The following is a 17,563-nucleotide window of genomic DNA, read 5'->3' on the forward strand; positions in this document are numbered from 1 at the left end:
ACCGCGGAGACGTCGTCCGGCGGTGTGATGGAACGCGACTTCACCGTCGGTGAGGTCGCCGGTGTGCTCTGGTCCCCCGCGTCCGGCCCCGAGCACGCGCCGCTGGTGCTCATGGGGCATGGTGGCGGCACCCACAAGAAGGCTCCGGCGATGTGGGGCCGTGCGGAACGCCTCGTCGCCGGCTGTGGTTTCCACGTCGCCGTCATCGACGCGCCCGGTCATGGCGGCCGGCCGCGTACGGCGGTCGATGAGCGGGAGATCGCCGCGATGCGGCGCGCGATGGCGGGTGCCGCTGGTGGCGGCCGATCCCAGGATCACCGCCGCTGTCTTCGGCATCTTCTGGCACGACTTGGCCGAGACGGCCCAGCGGGTCACCATTCCCATCGAGTTCGTGCTCCAGTGGGACGACGAGCACATCCCGCGCCAGTCCGGTCTGGCGTTGTTCGACGCCTTCGCCTCGAAGGAGAAGACGTTGCACGCCAACGCGGGCAGGCACAAGGAAGTGCCCAGGTTCGAGGCCGACAGCGCGGTCCGGTTCTTCGCCCGCCATCTCGGCCGGACCGTCACCTCACCGGCCTGATACGGCGGCCATCGGCGTCCGGCCACGGGCCGGGCGCACTGGGCTGGTACGCCGCCCAGTGGGAAACCGACCACATCCCCCAACGGTGAACGCCCGAGGTGGCGTCTACCGCGGATAGGCGGTGTCGCGCGCGGTCTTCTCCCAGGTGGTGACGTCGGAGCGGATGGCGTCGAGGTGGGTGAGGACCGCGTCGACCGCGTCGCTGCCCAGGGGCAGCCGCAGCGGCGTGGGCTCGGCGTTCAGGGCGGCCAGGATCGCCGCCGCGGCCCTGGCCGGGTCGCCCGGCTCCGCGCCCCCGGCGGTCCGGGTCATCCGCCGGGTGGGCCCGACCGTCTCGGCGTAGTCGGCGATCTCCGCGCTGGCGCCGGTGTTGTCCATCAGGCTGGTGCGGAAGGCGCCGGGCTCCACGATGAGCACCTTGATACCGAGCGGGCGCACCTCCTCCACCAGCGCCTCCGAGAATCCCTCCAGGGCGAATTTGGTGGCGCTGTAGGCGGAGAATCCGGCGAAGGACATCTGGCCGCCCATGCTGCTCATCTGGACGATCACACCGGAGCGCCGAGCCCGCATGGCGGGTAGCACGGCCCTGACCAGGGCGGCGGGCCCGAAGACATGCAGGTCGAACAGCGAACGCAGCTCAGCGTCTGTGGTCTCCTCGGCCGCGCCGACATGGCCGCGCCCCGCGTTGTTGACCAGGACGTCGACCCTGCCGTGACGGCTCACCACATCCCGCACGGTGGCCTCGATCCCGGCGATGTCGGTGACGTCCAGCGTCAGCGCCTCCACCTGGTCGGGGTGCGCGGCCACGAGATCGCTCAGCGCCTCCACACGGCGTGCGGTGGCCACGACCACGTCCCCGGCGGCCACCGCGGCCTCGGTGATCGCCCGGCCGAAGCCACTGTTCGCCCCGGTCACCAGCCAGACCTTGCCCATCGGACATCCCTTTCACTCAAGTGTTGTGCTCTCCGGGGTCGACTCTCGCGGAGAAGTCCTTTGCGCGTCCAAGACACGCTGTGATAACCGATGGTTATGGATGTGCATGGGAGAGATCTCCGGTACTTCACCGCCGTGGCCGAGGAGTTGCACTTCACCCGCGCGGCCGAGCGGCTGTTCATCTCACAGCCGGCGCTGAGCAAGCAGATCCGGATGCTGGAGCGTCAGCTCGGCGCGCCGCTGTTCGTACGGGACGGCAGAAGTGTCCGGCTCACACCGGTGGGCACCGCGCTGCTGCCGCACGCCCAGCAGGTGCTCGCCGCATGGGACGCCGCGCGGGACGCGGTCGAGAAGGCCAAGGCCGGGCAACGGGCGACCCTCGTCGTGGGGATGAGCACCAGCCCGGGCCGCGGCGGTCTGCTGCCGGGGATCAGGTCCCGGTTCACCGACGCCCACCCCGACGCCCTGATGAAACTGCGCCAGGTGAGCTGGGAGGATCCGACCGCGGGTCTCGCGGACGGCTCAAGCGACCTCGCCTTCGTCTGGCTCCCGATGCCCGATCCGGACCGCTACACCTGGGTGGTGGTGGCCCAGGAACACCGTCTGGTCGCACTGCCCGAGGAACATCCCCTGGCCGCCCGGGACACGGTCGACTTCGCCGACCTGCTGGACGAGCCGTTCCTCGCGCTGCCGCCGAGCGCCGGTGCGCTCCGGGAGTACTGGCTCGCCACGGACGCCCGTGGCGGCCGGCCACCGATTATCGGCGCCGAGATCGCCAGTACCGAGGAGACGTACGAGGCGCTGGTCGACGGGCGCGGGGTCTGCCTGCTGGCCGGCGGGAACGCGCCGCTCATCACCCTGGGCGGCGTCGTGACCCGGCCGGTGCGCGGCCTCTCACCGAGCCAGTACGCACTCGCCCGGCGCGCCGATGACGACCGTCCACTGGTGCTGGACTACATACGGGCCTGCCGGCAGGCCACCGGGCAGTGCACAGCCGGAGCCTGGCGTGGAGTCCGACGCCTGGCCGGACGGCGGCCGTAGTCGGTGCACTGGCTCGGCCCCGCCGGCCGCATTGGCCTGATCCCTGCGGTCCCCCTGTCCCCACGCCGGACACGATGGGCCTTATGTGACCGATCCACGGACACGAGGGGGAAGCAAAATGAACAAGAAGCACTCGCCGAGGACCTTATCGAGTGCGGCGGATTCACGAGAGCTGATCACCAGGAAACCCGGCGCCGCCGCGCGCGAGCATGTGCTGGGATACCGGGGCTTCCGGTTCGGGGCGCGGCAGCCCCGATGTCGGCTGCTGGTGCCGGACGGTGTGGTGAAGGTGATGCTCGGGTTCGGCGAGCCGGTACGGATCGCCGACGCGGTGGATCCGCGCCAGTCCGTCACCGGAACCTCAATGATCAACGGCTTACGGGCCACCGCCACGCTGGGCGAGCACACCGGCCAGCTGTCCGGTGTGACGGTCATGCTGACGCCGATCGCGGCCTTCCGCTTCTTCGGCATGCCGATGGCCGAGCTGGCGGAGCGCAACCTGGACCCGGCCGATCTCCTCGGCCGGGAGGCGGGCCGTCTCCTCTGCCGCCTGTCCGAGTGCCGCGACTGGACATCGCGCTTCGCCCTGCTCGACGCGGTGTTCGCGGCCCGTGCCCAGGCCGGGCCGGAGTGCGCGCCCGAGGTGGTCTGGGCATGGCGGCGGCTGGGACGCACCCACGGCCGGATACGCGTGGCGGACCTGGCCACCGGGACCGGATGGAGCCGCCGTCGGCTGGAGCGGCGGTTCCGCGAACAAGTCGGCCTGCCACCGAAGCAGTTCGCCCAGGTGCTGCGGCTACAGGAGGCGCTGCGCCTACAGGACGGCGGTCTGCCGTGGGCGGAGGCGGCGGCCCTCGCGGGCTACTACGACCAGGCCCATTTCACCCGGGCCTTCAAGGACCGGGTCGGCTGTACGCCGGGCCGGTTCGGAACCCGCCGGGCGTCCTCCAAGCCCGGCGACCCGCTGGACTTCCTGCCCGATCAGGTCACCAGCGTTCTGCTCGCCGAGTGAGGGCCGTGCGCCCCCGGCGTCGCATTCGTACAAGACATCCCTCCCACCGGATCGCGATGGTGACGGAGTCGGCAGACGCCGTCTGCCGGCTCGACCCCACATCGGCCCGCGCCCAGTCCACGGAGCCGGGCCGGACTCGACGGAAGGAGGGTGGACATGTACAGGACGCTCACCACGATGGGCAGCAGGCTGCTCGGCCTGTTCGTTCCCCAGGTGGAGGCCTCTGCCGTGCAGGTGAAGCAGTGCTGGCCGCAATGCTGGCAGTGCAACCGGCAGTACGGCGGTCCGTGCGGCTGCAACGCCCGGTGCTGCAAGAACTCGGCCGGAGGCTTCGACTGCGCCGGTTGCGTGGGCTGCTGACACCGCGCGGGGCCACGCCGACCGCCGTCCGCTCCTGGGCGACGGTGTACGCGGCGCACCGCTGAACGACAGCGGGCGGGTGGCCCCCGAGTGGCCAACGGGGGCATTCGGGGGCCACCTTCACGCTCACCCCGCATCCCTACCTCGATTGAAGGGGTTGCCGTGCAGTATCTGGTGATCGCGGTCCGGGCCATGATCGGCGTGGTCTTCCTGATCGCCTTCCTGAGCAAGTCGGCGGGCCGGGGCAGGTTCGCGGCCTTCGTGGAATCGCTGCCCGCCATGGGGGTGGTCCCAGCGCGGCTGGTCGGACCCGCGGCGGCGGCCGTGGTCACCGCGGAGGGCGCGGTCTGTGCCCTGCTCATCCCGCCCTCGGACGGCGCCACCATGGCCGGACTGGCCCTCGCGGCGGGGCTGTTGAGCGTCTTCGCGGCGGCGATAGCCCGCACGATACGGCGGGGAACGGGCGCCACCTGCCGCTGCTTCGGGGCCTCGGCGGCCCCGCTCGGCCGCCGCCATCTCCTGCGCAATGTGCTGCTGACCGCCATCGCGGCGGCGGCCGACCTGATGACACTGGCCGACCCGGCGCCGGCGACGGCGACGGGAGCCCTCGTGGCGACGGCCGCCGGGCTCGTCGTGGGTGCCCTGGTGACCGTACTCGACGACCTGGCCGAGCTCTTCGCCCCGTCCAGGGCCCGGCGGATCCCCGATTCGACGCGCGCACACACCATCCGAAGGCCATCCGGGATATCCGGGACATCCGGGAGGAACCATGCCAGTCCTGATCAGCGCCGTGGTGCTCGTGGGGGCACTGTGTTCGCTGGACCTGATCCTCACCCTGGGCGTGATCAAGCGCCTGCGGGAACACGGCGAGCTGCTGGCGGCGAGGGCCCTCGACCGGCCACGCTCGGCGATCGAACTCGGCGAGCGGGTGGGTGAGTTCACCACCCACACCGTGGACGGCGAGCCGCTGAGCCGCGCCACGATGACCGGGACCACCTTGGTGGGCTTCTTCACCCCGACCTGCGGGCCGTGCAAGGAGCAGCTGCCGAAGTTCCTGGAGTACGCCCGTACGGTGCCCGGCGGACGCGATCGGGTGCTGGCCGCCGTGGTGGGCGATGAGGACCTGGCCGCGCCCATGGTCGCCGAACTGCGGTCGGTGGCGAAGGTCGTGACCCAGACCCGCAACGAGGAGCCCATGGGCGCGGCATTCGAGATCATGGCCTTCCCCACGGTGCTCATGGTCGCTCCGGATGCCGAGGGCGAGGTCGTGGTCACCGACGACGCGGTGGACCTGTCCCGGCCGGCACTTCCGGTGTGAGTACCGTGCGCGGGCGAGGCGGCCACGAGGAGTCGGCGGCGGACACCGCCTGCGCCCCTGCGGGTGCCCCGGGCGCGGGGGGGGGGGGGGGGGGGGGGGGGGGGGGGGGGGGGGGGGGGGGGGGGAGAAACACCCCCCCCCCCCCACCCCCCCCCCCCCCCCCGCCGCCCCCGGCACCCTGCTGCTCCACATGGGACTGTCGCTGCTGGTGAGCGCGTTGCCGGTGGTGACGGCCTGGTTGATGAAGCTGGTCATGGACGACCTGGCGAGCGGTGCACCGGGGACGCTGCTGCTGCCCGGAACGGCGATGGCCTGCCTCGGTGTGACGGCGGTGGTGGCCTCGCAGGCCATGCGTTACGCGCGGGCGGAGCTGGACCGCCGGGTGGGACTGGAGATGCAGGACCGGCTGTTCGCCGCCGTCGACGGCTTCGTCGGGCTGGGCAAGTTCGAGAACCCGCACTTCCTGGACCGGCTGCGGCTGGCCCAGCAGGCGGGCCACGAGACGGCCACCCATGTCGCGGAGAGCGTCCTGGGTGTCGTGCGCGCCGGGGCGACCATCGGTGGCTTCCTCGGCTCGCTCCTCCTCGTCAGCCCCGCGATGGCCGGGATTCTGCTGGTGGCGGGGGTGCCCGTGCTGTGGTCGGAAGTGGCACTGGCCCGGCGGCGGGCGCGGATGCTGTGGGAGGTCGGGCCGGTCGAGCGGCGGGAGTTCTTCTACGCCGATCTGCTGTCGAGAGTGGAGGCGGCCAAGGAGGTCCGGCTCTTCGGCGTCGGCCCGTTTCTGCGCGAGCGGATGCTGATGGAACGGCGTACGGCCAACGCCGCGAAGCGGGCCATGGACCGGCGCGAAATCGCCGTGCAGACGGGGCTGGGCGGACTGGCGGCGCTGGTCTCCGGCGGTGGGCTGCTCTGGGCGGTCCTCGCGGCGCGTGGCGGGGCGCTGTCGGTGGGCGATGTGACCATGTTCGTGGCCGCCATCGCCGGTGTGCAGGGGGCGCTGGCCTCGCTGGCGGGCGACGCCGCGCAGGGCCAGCAGACGCTGCTGATGTTCGACCACTACACGGCGGTGACACAGGCCGCCTCGGACCTCCCGGTCGCGGACCGGCCCCGCCCGCTGCCGGCGCTGCGCCACGGGATCGAGCTCCGGGACGTCTGGTTCCGCTATTCGCCCGATCTCCCGTGGGTGCTGCGCGGCGTCGACCTGTACATTCCGCAGGGCCGTGCGCTGGCCCTCGTCGGGCTCAACGGGGCGGGCAAGTCCACTCTGGTGAAGCTGCTCTGCCGGTTCTACGACCCGACGCGCGGCGCGATCCTGTGGGACGGCGTGGACATCCGTGACGTCGATCCGGCGCGGTTGCGGGAACGCGTGGGCGCGGTGTTCCAGGACTATATGCAGTACGACATGACGGCGGCGGAGAACATCGCGCTCGGCGACCTCACCGTGCTGGCGGAACGGCACCGATCGCGCGAGCGGATGCGCGAGGCCGCCCAACGGGCCGGGATCGACGGCCAGTTGGCCGCACTCCCCCGGGGCTACGACACCTTGCTGACCCGGATGTTCTTCACGGAGGAGGACAAGGGCAACCCGGAGACGGGCGTGGTCCTCTCCGGCGGTCAGTGGCAACGGCTGGCGCTGGCGAGGGCATTCCTGCGCGACGCGTCCACGCGACGCGAACTGATGATCCTCGACGAGCCATCGGCCGGACTCGACGCGGAGGCGGAGCACGAGATCCACGCGTCCCTGCGGAGCGAGCGGAGCACCCGTACCAGCCTGCTGATCTCGCACCGGCTCAGCGCGCTGCGGGACGCGGACGTCATCGTCGTGCTCAAGGACGGACGGGTCGCCGAGCGGGGGGACCACACCCTGCTGATGGCGGCGGGCGGCGAGTACGCGCGCCTCTTCACCCTCCAGGCCGGTGGCTATCAACTCTCCGCCGGGGAGTCTCCGGTGGCGCCGGAAGAGGCCGTGTGATGGATCCGATGGTGCTGGGACTGGGGGTGGCCCTGGTGACGGCTCTGGGGACGGCTCTCATCTCCGGAACGGTGCTGCGGCGGACGCTCGTGGTCGTGACCGTACGGGGCGGGAGCATGGAACCCACGTACCGCGACGGGGAGCGAGTGCTGGTGCGGCGCGGCGGGCGGTGCGCGGTCGGTCAGGTGGTCGTCGTACGACAGGAGGACGGCGGACTCCCGTCACCGGCCCCGAACCGAGCGGTAGCGGCCACCGGTACCGCACGAGAGTGGATGATCAAGCGTGTGGCGGCGGTGGCGGGCGACCGGCCGCCACCGGGAGCTCTCCCGGAGCCGTACGCCGCCGGTGGCCCCGTCCCGCCCGGGGCACTGGTCCTCCTGGGCGACAACACCCACAACAGCTACGATTCCCGTGAGGCGGGCTACTTCCCCACGGCACACGTCCTGGGCACCGTCCTCCGGCCCCGCCCTCCGGCCGACGTACGATGAGGACGCCACCGCCACGGGGACCGTGGTACCACCCGAGGACGCACACGAGGAGCTGCTAGCGTCCGGCACCGTGAGCGACAGCGTGTACGTGGGCAAGGCGGGCAAGGACGCGGCACTGGACCGGGGGTGGCTCCTCGGACACTTCAAGGACGCCGGCGATCCGCGCCACAGCGAGGCCGTGGAGATCAAATGGGGCGTCCACCCCCGTGGCGACGAACGGGCGGAGTGGGTGAGGGGCGAGGAACGCACCGCTCTCCTGGTTCTCATCAGCGGCCGTTTCCGCGTGGAGCTCCCCGGCCGCGACGTCCTTCTGGAAGAGCAAGGTGATTACGTCGTGTGGGGACACGGAGTCGACCATTCGTGGTTCGCGGAGGAAGAGTCGGTGGTGCTGACCGTCCGATGGCCGTCCGTGCCCGGTTACGCGGTGGCGGAGAGCGGAGAACGGTGAAGCGCGACCTCGGAGCCGACCATGACACATGATCCCGACGACAGACTCGCTTCGGCCGGCCTGGGCCTGCCCGAGGCCACGGGCAGCCGGAGGATGGACTGGGCGGCGATGCCGCGCGAGGCCACGGCTCGGATCGGTCAGCTGCTCGGCAGCCCGGTGGCCCACGCGGTCAGCCAGCGCGGCGGGTTCTCCGAAGGTCTCGCCGCACGAGTGCGGCTGGAGAACGGCAAGCGTGCCTTCATCAAGGCGGCCAGCTCGCTGATGGCACCGGCGGTGGCGGACTTCCACCGCCGGGAGATCGCCGTGTCCGAGCGGCTTCCCGGGGCGGTGCCGGCGCCGCGGCTGCTCGACGCGTACGACGACGGCACCTGGGTCGTGCTGGCCTTCGAGGAGATCGAGGGACATCTGCCCGCCCAGCCGTGGCAGCGGAAGGAACTCGACAGAGTGCTCGCGGCGGTCACCGATATGGCGGAGGTCCTGACGCCATCGCCGGTGAACGAGGCCGGCTTGGGCAAGCCGCGCCTCGGAGGGTGGTCGGCGATGGCGGACGACGCCGCTGTCAGGGGCAAGGTCGAGGAGCTGTCACCGTGGGCGGCCCGCCATTTCGACCAGCTCATCGCCCTGGAAGAGAACGCTTCGCTGGATGGCGCCACTCTCCTGCACGGAGACCTGTACCCGTTCAACATCATGCTGACCGCGGACCGTGTCTTCGTCGTCGACTGGCCGCACGCCTGGATCGGCCCCCGCCACTGTGATGTGGTCACCCTGGTGTCAAGCGCCTCCCTCAGCGGCGTGGACCCTCGGCCGATCGCCGAGAACCACCCGCTGACCCGCGATCTCGACCCCGCCCGGATCAACGAGGTGCTCGCCCTGCACGCCGGTTTCCTCCTGCGGACCGCAGCCTCGGCGGGGCCCGGCGCCGATCCCAACATCGTGGCCATGATGACCGCATTGGGTCTCGCCTCACTGCGCTGGCTGCGCGGTGCTCAGCCCTAGGCATACCGGCAACCGGGCGGGGCGGGCCCGTCCGGTCGCCCCGAGCCGCGTGGCTCATTCACCGAGCGCTGTGAACCGGGTCGCCCGATAGGGGTCCAGCACATCCACCCGGACGTCGTCCAGGACCTCCGTGGCCAGCAGTTGCGCAAGACAGGGGCCGAGGGTGATACCCGCGTTCGTGGTGACGCTGTGGACGTTGTGGTACAGGGGGCTGCGGCCGATGACGGGAAGGCCATCGGCGGGAACGATACGGCGTCCGACGGTGACCTTCTCGATCTCCGCCCGCCGCAGTGGCGGCAGCACCGTGGCCGCGTCGGCCAGGAGCCCCTCGCCGTCCAGCCCCGCCGGGTCGGAGACCGGTGTGCCGGTGTAGTGCTTGGCCAGCACCACCCGCCCGTCCGTGCGCTGGATGGCGTGGATGTCCGAGGCGAGCAGCACCCGCTCCAGGAAGGGCGGCAGCGGGGCGAGATGGACGATCGTGCCGGAGGAATCGACCAGCGGCACGGTGACGCCCAGCGGATCCAGCAGTGCGGGCGAGTCAGCGCCACAGGCGACGACCACGTGATCGCACTCGATCCGCCCGCTCGAGGTGACCACGGCGCGGGCGCGGTCACCGGCGCCCTCGACAGCCGTGACGTCGGCGCCGTAGCGGAAGTCCACCCCGAGCCTGGTACCGGCGTCCACCAGTGCGGCGACGGCCCTGGCGGGGTCGACGGAGCCCTCGTCGGGTGTGAAGAAGCCGACGGCGTCGTCGGCGACGACGGCGCCGGGGAGCAGTTCCCTGGCCCCGGTGGCGGTAATGGCACGGGAGGGGCTGCCCCAGGTCAGCCGTCGGCGCAGGTCGCTGCGGAGAAGGTCGTGTTCCGCGCCGTGGCCGGGTGCGAGCTGCACCGTCCCGCCCCAGCGGACGGCCAGGGCCTCGCCGAGCTCGTGGTGCAGCCGCCGCCAGGCGCCGAGCGCGAGACGGTGCAGTCCGAAGTAGTGCCGGGACGTGCCGTCCGACAACGAGGTGCCGTTGCGGAAGTACGTCTGGTTGGTGAGCCAGGCGAAGGCGGCGGACGTGGCCCCGGCCGCGGGGCCCTCGCGGTCCAGGACGGTCACGCGGGCGCCGCTCAGGGCGAGCTGCCTGGCCAGCGCGGTGCCGAGGATGCCGGCGCCGACGACCACCACATGGGCGGAGGCAGGGGAAGGGAGGGGTGGCATGAGTCTCCTTGCGCGTTGTGGTCTGTCTGCGGTTTCGGGGGGCTGTCAGGTGGGCTATGGGGCCGGTTGGCCGGGCCGCGTGGTGTCGGCCGGCTGCCGCGGCCCGTGGCCCCGCTCCTCGGCCCCGCTCGCCTGGGCGAGGCTGAGCCGGCGGGTTTCCGGCGCCATGCGCCACGAGACGGCGAGCCCGGCCATTCCGATGCCCGCCGCGATGTACAGGCCGGTGCTGGTGCCCCACCGGTCGGTGGAGAGGGGCAGGAGGAAGGTGCCCGTGGCCGACCCGATGCGGCTCACGGCGGTGGCCACACCCATGCCCGTGCCGCGCAGATCGGTGGGGAACAGCTCATTGGGGTAGACGAACTGGAGCGCGGCGCCGGCCGCCTCGGCCAGGTTGAACACGATGAACAGCGTGATCACCAGCCCGCTGGTGGCCCAAGGATTGATCCCGAGAACCAGCAGCGCCACGGTGAACACGGCCGTGGAGACGAGCAGCAGCGTCCTGCGGCCGAGTGCGTTGATGACGAGCATGCCGAGGGCGGTGCCCACGATCGCGAACGACTGCACCAGCACGCTGGCCCCCAGCGCGTTGTCGACCCCGAGCGAGGTGAGCAGCTGCGGCTGGAAGGTCTTCACCGCGAACGAGGGCGCCACCTGGCAGACCCAGAAGATCGAGCAGAACGCCAGCATCGGCCCGTAGCCGCGGCGGAACAGCTCGCCGATGCCGTTCAGCGCCGGGCCCTTCCGTACGGGGGCCGCTCGCGTCTCGGCGGCCAGCGCGTCGAAGTCGGCCTGCGGCCCGAGGTGTTCGGCGACGACCGCGCGCGCCTCGTCGATACGGCCGACGCTCAGCAGCCAGCGCGGGGACTCCGGGGTGCCCAGCCGCAGCAGCAGGAAGACGAGCGAGGGGACGGCCGCACTGGCCAGCATCCAGCGCCAGGCTCCGTCACCGAGACCGGCCATCAGGTAGCCGACGGCGTAGCTCGCGGTGAAACCCACCCATAGGACCAGCACCAGCGAGGCAAGCACCGGCCCGCGCAGCCGCCGGGGCAGGAATTCGGTGGCCAGGGCGGTGGCAATGGGGTAGTCGGCGCCGAGCGCGACCCCCATGACGAAGCGCATGAGGAACAGGGACACGGCGTCCACGGCGAAGAACTGGAGCGCGGAACACACCACGAACACCAACAGGTTCACGGTGTACATTCCGCTGCGTCCGAGCCGGTCGGTGAGCGGGCCGAAGATCAGGCCGCCGAGGAACATGCCCATCAGCGCCGAGGCACCGATGAGTCCCTCGCCCAGCGGGCCCATTCCCAGGTCCGTGGCGATGGTGGGCAGTGCCACCGCGACGATGCCGAGCAGATAGCCGTCGCAGAAGGGGCCACCTGCCGCGACGAAGGCGACCTTGCGGTGGAATCGGCAGGTGGGCAGGTCGTCCAGGGGGACTTTGGGCGTGTCCACGGTGTCTCATCTCCCCATGGGAATCGGCAGTCGGATGTGACGTAGGTCTCCGGCCGGTGGACACACGTTAGGTCGGGCTTAAGATGCCTGTCACGCTCAAGTTTTCGAGACCGAATATCGACAGGATCGATATGTTCGTCGTAGAGGAGGTCGAGACTTTCCTCGCGATCGCCCGCTCGGGAAGCCTCGCCCAAGCCGCCCGGATCGTGCACACGTCCCAGTCGACCGTGAGTTACCGGCTGGAACGGCTGGAAAAGCGCCTGGGGCGGCGTCTTGTCCTCCGGGCGCGGGGAGCGAAGGGGATCGGGCTGACGGTCGCGGGTGAGCGCTACCGCGAGCTCGCCGAGCAGTGGGAGCGGCTCGTCGGCGAGGCCGCCCGGATCCGCGAGGCGCCGGACGCGGCCCTGGCCGTGGGTGGCGCCGACGCCATCAGCATCTATGTGTTCGACTCGCTCGTCGGAGAGCTGCGCACACGGCTCCCCCAGTTGCGGCTCACCCTGGAAAGCGGGCGCAGCACAGCGCTGTGCGACCGGGTCGTCGCCGGCCATCTCGACGTCGCCTTCGTCTTCTACGAGCCGGTCCACACCGACCTTCGGGTGCGGCCACTCGCGCGGTATCCGATGCTCGCCGCCGTCAACTCACCATCGATCGACGACGAATACCCGGGAGTGGCCGGGGCGCTGCCGCTCTCCGCGCTGTCCCGGTCGAACGAGATATACCTGCCCTGGGGCCCCGACTACGACCTGTGGCGGGAGCGGAACCTGCTGCGGGAGCCCGCCCACACCGTCACCATGGTGCATACACTGCCGCCGCTGCTGCGCACCCCGGACTGCTGGACCGTCGCACCCTCCTTCATGGCCGACGACCTGAAGGCGCGAACGGGATGCCGTGTCATCCCGCTGCGCGACGGGCCACCGGACCGGACCATCTACTGGGTGGAACACAAGCGCCGCCGGGCCGACAACACCACGGCGTTGCGAGCCCTGGAAGACCTGCTCACCCGGCGTTGAAGGGCTGGTCGGCCGATCAGCGGTGAAGGACCATCAGGTCCGGCCGCTCGAGGAAGCGTGCGATGTCGCGCAGGACGAGCGAACCGAGTTCGCCGTCGACGAGACGGTGGTCGAACGACAGGGCGAGGGTCGTGGTGTCGCGCAGCCGTATGCGTCCCTTGTGCTCCCACGGCGTTCGCCGCACCTGGCCGAAGCAGAGGATCGCCGCCTCGCCGGGGTTGAGGATCGGTGTTCCGCCGTCGATGCCGAACACACCGATGTTGGTGATCGTGAACGTCCCGTTCCTCATCCGCTCGGGTGGCGTCTTGCCGGCGCGGGCCTGCTCGACGAGGTCGGTGAGCGCCAGGGCGATCTCACGCAGGGAGAGTCGCTGGGCCGCGGCGATGTTGGGGACGATGAGCCCTCGCGGTGTCGCCGCGGCGACACCGAGATTGACGTCGGGGTACTGGACGATCTCACCGGCCTCGGCGTCCCACTTCGCGTTGATCCCGGGATGCCGCGCGATGGCGGTCAGCGCTGCCTTGAGGACGAGACACAGCGGTGTCAGGCGCACCCCGTCGAACGCCTTGTCGGCGCGTGCCCGCTTCAGCAGTTTGAGGGACCGCGTCACGTCGACGGTGACCCATTCCGTGACGTGCGGAGCGGTGAAGGCGCTCTTGACCATGGCATCCGCGGTGTGTTTGCGCACTCCGCGAATCGGTGTGCGCACCACGTCGTCACGGGTGGGGTCTGGGGCGTTCGACGGGGTTGCCCGCTTCTCGGCGAGGCGGTGGACATCCTCGCGGGTGATGCGTCCCGACGGGCCCGTGGCGGTCGCCAGGGTCAGGTCGACTCCGAGGTCGCGGGCGAGCTTGCGCACCGGTGGGGCCGCGCGGAACTTCCCGTTGGACGGTGTGACGACCGGTGGCGTGGGCTTGCTCTTGCGCGGGCGACGCGCCGTCCGGGCGTGGGCCGGCCCATAGCCGACCAGGACGGGTTCGCGGGCGGGGGCGGACGGCTGCTCGTCCCCGGCGCCGTCCGGGGCGGGTGGAGCGGGCGGATCGGCGGACTCTTGGATTGTGGCATCGGGTTCGGACCCCGTCCGCGGGGCGGTGTCGTCCTCGACCTGGAACGCGATGATCGGCGCGCCGACGGCCACCGCCTCGCCGGCTGCACACAGGATCTCGGTGACGGTCCCGGCGTAGGGGCTGGGCAGTTCCACCGCCGCCTTCGCCGTCTCGATCTCCACGATGATGTCGTTGACGCCGACTCGGTCACCGGGTGCCACGCGCCACTCGAGGATGTCGGCTTCGGTGAGGCCCTCGCCGACGTCGGGGAGGTGGAAGTGCTTGGTGACGGGCATCGCGTCCTCCGGGAGGTTCGCCGGGTGGTTCACGGGGCACACACCCGGTCGACGGCGTCGAGAACTCGATCGAGGTCGGGCAGGTAGTCGCCTTCGGCTCGGGCGGGCGGATAGGGGATGTTGTAGCCACCGACCCGTTCCACGGGGGCCTCGAGGTCGTAGAAGCAGTGCTCCATGACCGTCGCGGCGATTTCCGCGCCCAGGCCGACGTTGACGGGCGCCTCGTGGACGACTACGACGCGTCCCGTCTTCGACGCCGAGCGGCACAGTTCGGTGGTATCGAGCGGCGACAGCGAGCGGAGGTCCAGGACTTCCAGCGAACGGCCCTCGGTGGCGGCGACCTCGGCCACGCCGAGCGCGACCGCGACCGCGGGCCCGTACGCGACCACGGTGGCGTCGGTGCCCTCGCGCAGGATCCGGGCGCGCCCCAGCGTGTCGCCGTCCACGGGGCGGGCGAGGTCGACCTCGGCCCGGTCCCAGTAGCGGCGCTTCGGCTCGTAGAAGATGACGGGGTCGTCGCACGCGATCGCGGCGCGGAGCATGTCGTACGCGTCCTGGGGATGGCCGCATGCCACGACGCGCAGGCCGGCCGTGTGGCAGAAGTACGCCTCATTCGACTCGCTGTGGTGCTCGACCGCGCCGATCCCGCCACCCACCGGGATCCGGATGGTGACCGGAAGCCGCAGCAGCCCGCGGGAGCGGGCCCGCATCTTCGCCAGTTGGCTGACGATCTGGTCGAAGGCGGGGTAGACGAAACCGTCGAACTGAATCTCGCACACCGGTCGGTACCCGCGCAGGGCCAAGCCGATCGCCGTCCCGACGATTCCCGATTCGGCCAGCGGGGTGTCCACGACACGGTCGCCGAACTCGGCGGCGAGGCCATCGGTCACCCGGAACACGCCGCCCAGGGAGGCGATGTCCTCGCCGAGCAGGACCACCCGCTCGTCGTCGCGCATCGCCTGCCGCAGGCCCTCGTTCAGCGCGCGTCCGAGCGTGGTCGCCGTGGTCGTGGTGGTGGTCGTGGTGGGCGTGGTCACAGGAAGGACTCCAGATACGTCTCGAAACCTTCGCGTTCGCGTCGCAGGGCTTCGGTCTCCTGGCACAAGGTGTTGCGGAAGGTGTCGCTCAGGGACGGCTCGGGAAGCGCACGGCACTCCCCGCGCGTCCGCGCCGCGAGCTCCTCGGCTTCGGATGCGACCGTGGCGAAGTAGTCCTCGTCGGCCCAGCCGCGGGCCGTGAGCAGAAGGCGCACGCGTTCCACGGGGTCGTGTGCCTCCCACCGGGCGAGCTCGGCGTGGTCGCGATAGCGCTTGGGATCGTCCGAGGTGCTGTGTCCGGACATCCGATACGTGTGCGCTTCGATGAGCCCGGGTGCTCCGCCCGCCCGGACCCGCTCGACCATGGCTCGGGTGGCGGCATGGACGGCCAGTACGTCGTTGCCGTCCACGGACACCGCGTCGAGTCCGAACCCCTTCGCACGTTCGCTCAGCGAGCCGGCGTACTGCTTGCTCGCGGGTGTCGAGATCGCCCATCCGTTGTTCTGGCAGAAGAACACGATGGGTGCCGATGTCACCGCCGCCCAGTTGAGCGCCTCGCTGGCGTCCCCCTGGCTGGACGCGCCGTCACCGAAGTAGGTGAGCACGACGCTGTCGGCGGCGTCGTACCGCACGCCCATCGCATAGCCGACCGCGTGCAGTGTCTGCGTGGCCAGCACAAGGCTGTAGATGTGGAAGTGATATCGCTCGGGGTCCCATGAGCCATGGCTCGCGCCACGCCACTGCGACAGCAGTTCCGTCGGTGAGATCCCGCGGCACAGGGCCGCCACGTGTTCGCGGTAGGACGGGAAGACCCGGTCGTCCGCTCGAAGAGCGCGGATCGACCCGGCCTGGGCCGCTTCCTGACCCAGGGACATCAGCCAGAGTCCGAGCTCACCCTGACGCTGTAGGGAGTACGCCTCCTGGTCGAAGCGGCGCCCGAGCACCATGTCGCGGTACAGCCCGCGTACCAGTTCACCGGTCACGTCGAGCATGCCCGCGGCCGCCCGTTCGTTCAGCGTCCCGGCGGGATCGACCAACCGCAGGACGTCGTCGGCGCGGGCCGCCACGGGTGCCGAGTCCGTACTCATCGCTGCCCCCAGGTGTGGCCACGGTCCACGGCGGTGTCCTTCCGGAGCGGACGCGGGATCCGCAGCGGCGCGGCCATCACGAGTTCCCGGATGGTGAAGCCGGAGAGCGCTTTGACGAGGTCGTCGACACGGGCGGGCTCCGCCGCGGTGAAGACGGTGCAGCGAGTCCGGTCGGCTTCCACGATCTCGGCGGAGAACGCCCGGGCGATGGCGACGGCCTCGGCGAGCCGGCCTTCGGGGAAGGTGACCGTGACGAATGCCCCGCGCCGGTTGTGCGACATGTCGTCGGAGAGGCGGATGACCTTGACGACGTCGGATGAGCGGTTCAGGAACTTGACGAGTTGCTGCACTCTGATGTCGTCCGCCGTGTCCACCTCGATAGTGATCCTCCGCAGCCCGTCGACGGGCGCGGCGATGTCCATGGTGACCACGTCGAACTGGCGATGGGCCAGGATCGAGGCGATCCGGGCGACCGCCAGGGGCGTGGCGAGGACATCGAGTCGCAGCACGGCACCGGCCTGGTGCCTGCCTGGCTTCACGGTTTCGGAGGGGGCAACGTGTGTTGCCGGTTGTGTCGACGGTGACATGCGGGACACGGTGCCAACGGTCCGATCCGTCCACAACGAAAGTGTGCTCGGCGATGCGGAACACGCTCCTCCTGAGCAGTCCAGCCGGGACAGAAGTGAGCGTTGGGGGAAGTACTGCTTACACTTTCGGCATGTCGGCACCCGTACATCTCGACTCGGTCGATCTGCACATCCTGGAGTTGTTGCGAGCCGACGGGCGGCGCACCGTTCGGGACATCGCACGCCTGGTGAAGCTCTCCCCGGCACCGGTCCGCCGGCGCATCGCACGCCTGGAGGAGTCCGGGATCATCACCGGCTACACGATCACCACGGACCAGGCCAAGCTGGGTCAGGGCCTTCAGGCGGTCACCGAGCTGCGCTTCACGGGCGACACCGATATCCACGACATCGTGGAGTTCGCGTCGACACTGCCGGAGGTCGACGAGGTGCTGACGCTCACCGGCGATGTGGACGCGCTCGTCAGATTGCATGTCGACAGCGTTGATGACCTGCAAAAAGTGGTCAATCGTCTACGTCGTAAGGGGGTTGGTGTGCTTCAGACGAAGACGCTGATCGTCATCGACTCCTGGCAGCGTGGAGCTCCCGTGCCCTGAGGTATTCGGGGAGCCGCGGCCCTGGACACACCTGGCTCGGTGACCTACTTTGCTACTGGTCCGACCAGTAGCTAGGTCGCATAAACCACGTCACAGGGAG

General features: G+C 70.7%; 18 protein-coding genes and 1 pseudogene. 12 read left to right on the plus strand and 7 right to left on the minus strand.

From position 1 onward, the window contains the following. Positions 1-27: 27 nt before the first annotated feature. A pseudogene (locus ACT2CW_RS47295) lies at positions 28-580 on the plus strand (alpha/beta hydrolase family protein). Positions 581-685: 105 nt separating this feature from the next. Here the strand turns inward: ACT2CW_RS47295 and ACT2CW_RS47300 are convergent. After that, the gene (locus tag ACT2CW_RS47300; protein WP_445521063.1) at positions 686-1,513 is read right to left on the minus strand and encodes an oxidoreductase; all 828 of its coding nucleotides are present in this window, start codon (positions 1,511-1,513) and stop codon (positions 686-688) included. 96 nt (positions 1,514-1,609) lie between these two features. On the opposite strand from ACT2CW_RS47300, the gene ACT2CW_RS47305 reads away from it, so the two are divergent. From ACT2CW_RS47305 to ACT2CW_RS47345, 9 genes are all read left to right on the plus strand, one after another. Then, positions 1,610-2,554 (plus strand): LysR family transcriptional regulator, encoded by a 945-nt coding sequence (locus tag ACT2CW_RS47305; RefSeq protein WP_445521102.1) that lies wholly within the window; start codon positions 1,610-1,612, stop codon positions 2,552-2,554. A 118-nt stretch (positions 2,555-2,672) separates the two neighbouring features. Further along, positions 2,673-3,566 carry a helix-turn-helix domain-containing protein gene (locus ACT2CW_RS47310; RefSeq protein ID WP_445521064.1) on the plus strand — a complete coding sequence of 298 codons (894 nt, stop codon included), beginning with the start codon at positions 2,673-2,675 and terminating at the stop codon, positions 3,564-3,566. 156 nt (positions 3,567-3,722) lie between these two features. Continuing rightward, the gene (locus ACT2CW_RS47315; RefSeq protein WP_164426075.1) at positions 3,723-3,926 is read left to right on the plus strand and encodes a hypothetical protein; all 204 of its coding nucleotides are present in this window, start codon (positions 3,723-3,725) and stop codon (positions 3,924-3,926) included. 174 nt (positions 3,927-4,100) lie between these two features. Then, the gene (locus ACT2CW_RS47320) at positions 4,101-4,862 is read left to right on the plus strand and encodes a MauE/DoxX family redox-associated membrane protein (protein WP_445521103.1); all 762 of its coding nucleotides are present in this window, start codon (positions 4,101-4,103) and stop codon (positions 4,860-4,862) included. Continuing rightward, entirely contained in the window at positions 4,753-5,244 is a 492-nt protein-coding gene (locus ACT2CW_RS47325) for a TlpA disulfide reductase family protein (RefSeq protein ID WP_375792256.1), read from the plus strand. The genes ACT2CW_RS47320 and ACT2CW_RS47325 overlap by 110 nt, the downstream gene beginning before the upstream one ends. A gap of 190 nt (positions 5,245-5,434) precedes the next feature. After that, positions 5,435-7,216 (plus strand): ABC transporter ATP-binding protein, encoded by a 1,782-nt coding sequence (locus ACT2CW_RS47330; RefSeq protein ID WP_445521065.1) that lies wholly within the window; start codon positions 5,435-5,437, stop codon positions 7,214-7,216. Beyond that, complete coding sequence (locus ACT2CW_RS47335; protein WP_445521066.1) at positions 7,216-7,704, plus strand: S26 family signal peptidase; 489 nt, start codon at positions 7,216-7,218, stop codon at positions 7,702-7,704. The genes ACT2CW_RS47330 and ACT2CW_RS47335 overlap by 1 nt, the downstream gene beginning before the upstream one ends. Before the next feature lie 70 nt (positions 7,705-7,774). Beyond that, positions 7,775-8,152, plus strand: coding sequence for a signal peptidase I (locus ACT2CW_RS47340; RefSeq protein WP_262698471.1), 378 nt, complete (start codon positions 7,775-7,777; stop codon positions 8,150-8,152). A 21-nt stretch (positions 8,153-8,173) separates the two neighbouring features. Beyond that, positions 8,174-9,148, plus strand: a complete 975-nt coding sequence (locus tag ACT2CW_RS47345; RefSeq protein ID WP_445521067.1) for a phosphotransferase family protein — start codon at positions 8,174-8,176, stop codon at positions 9,146-9,148. Positions 9,149-9,202: 54 nt separating this feature from the next. On the opposite strand, the gene ACT2CW_RS47350 is transcribed toward ACT2CW_RS47345, so the two are convergent. After that, on the minus strand, positions 9,203-10,351 hold the full coding sequence (locus ACT2CW_RS47350) for an NAD(P)/FAD-dependent oxidoreductase (RefSeq protein WP_445521068.1): 1,149 nt from the start codon (positions 10,349-10,351) through the stop codon (positions 9,203-9,205). 54 nt (positions 10,352-10,405) lie between these two features. Next, a complete protein-coding gene (locus ACT2CW_RS47355) occupies positions 10,406-11,806 on the minus strand; it encodes an MFS transporter (RefSeq protein WP_445521069.1) in 1,401 nt (466 codons plus the stop codon). Between the two features lie 131 nt (positions 11,807-11,937). Between ACT2CW_RS47355 and ACT2CW_RS47360 the strand changes: the two genes are divergently transcribed. Further along, positions 11,938-12,816 (plus strand): LysR family transcriptional regulator, encoded by an 879-nt coding sequence (locus ACT2CW_RS47360; protein ID WP_445521070.1) that lies wholly within the window; start codon positions 11,938-11,940, stop codon positions 12,814-12,816. Positions 12,817-12,832: 16 nt separating this feature from the next. On the opposite strand, the gene ACT2CW_RS47365 is transcribed toward ACT2CW_RS47360, so the two are convergent. Genes ACT2CW_RS47365 through ilvN form a run of 4 tightly spaced genes read right to left on the minus strand, consistent with a single transcriptional unit; the run spans position 12,833 to position 16,792 of the window. Beyond that, positions 12,833-14,191, minus strand: a complete 1,359-nt coding sequence (locus tag ACT2CW_RS47365; protein ID WP_445521071.1) for a dihydrolipoamide acetyltransferase family protein — start codon at positions 14,189-14,191, stop codon at positions 12,833-12,835. After that, positions 14,188-15,195 (minus strand): alpha-ketoacid dehydrogenase subunit beta, encoded by a 1,008-nt coding sequence (locus ACT2CW_RS47370; RefSeq protein ID WP_445521072.1) that lies wholly within the window; start codon positions 15,193-15,195, stop codon positions 14,188-14,190. Before ACT2CW_RS47370 ends, ACT2CW_RS47365 begins: the two co-directional genes overlap by 4 nt. Beyond that, positions 15,192-16,283 (minus strand): thiamine pyrophosphate-dependent enzyme, encoded by a 1,092-nt coding sequence (locus ACT2CW_RS47375; protein WP_445521073.1) that lies wholly within the window; start codon positions 16,281-16,283, stop codon positions 15,192-15,194. Before ACT2CW_RS47375 ends, ACT2CW_RS47370 begins: the two co-directional genes overlap by 4 nt. Further along, positions 16,280-16,792 (minus strand): acetolactate synthase small subunit, encoded by a 513-nt coding sequence (ilvN, locus tag ACT2CW_RS47380; RefSeq protein ID WP_445521074.1) that lies wholly within the window; start codon positions 16,790-16,792, stop codon positions 16,280-16,282. Before ilvN ends, ACT2CW_RS47375 begins: the two co-directional genes overlap by 4 nt. Positions 16,793-17,001: 209 nt before the next feature. On the opposite strand from ilvN, the gene ACT2CW_RS47385 reads away from it, so the two are divergent. Beyond that, positions 17,002-17,463, plus strand: a complete 462-nt coding sequence (locus ACT2CW_RS47385) for an Lrp/AsnC family transcriptional regulator (protein WP_182472916.1) — start codon at positions 17,002-17,004, stop codon at positions 17,461-17,463. Positions 17,464-17,563: the final 100 nt, after the last annotated feature.

This window comes from Streptomyces sp. NEAU-174, from assembly GCF_052665095.1.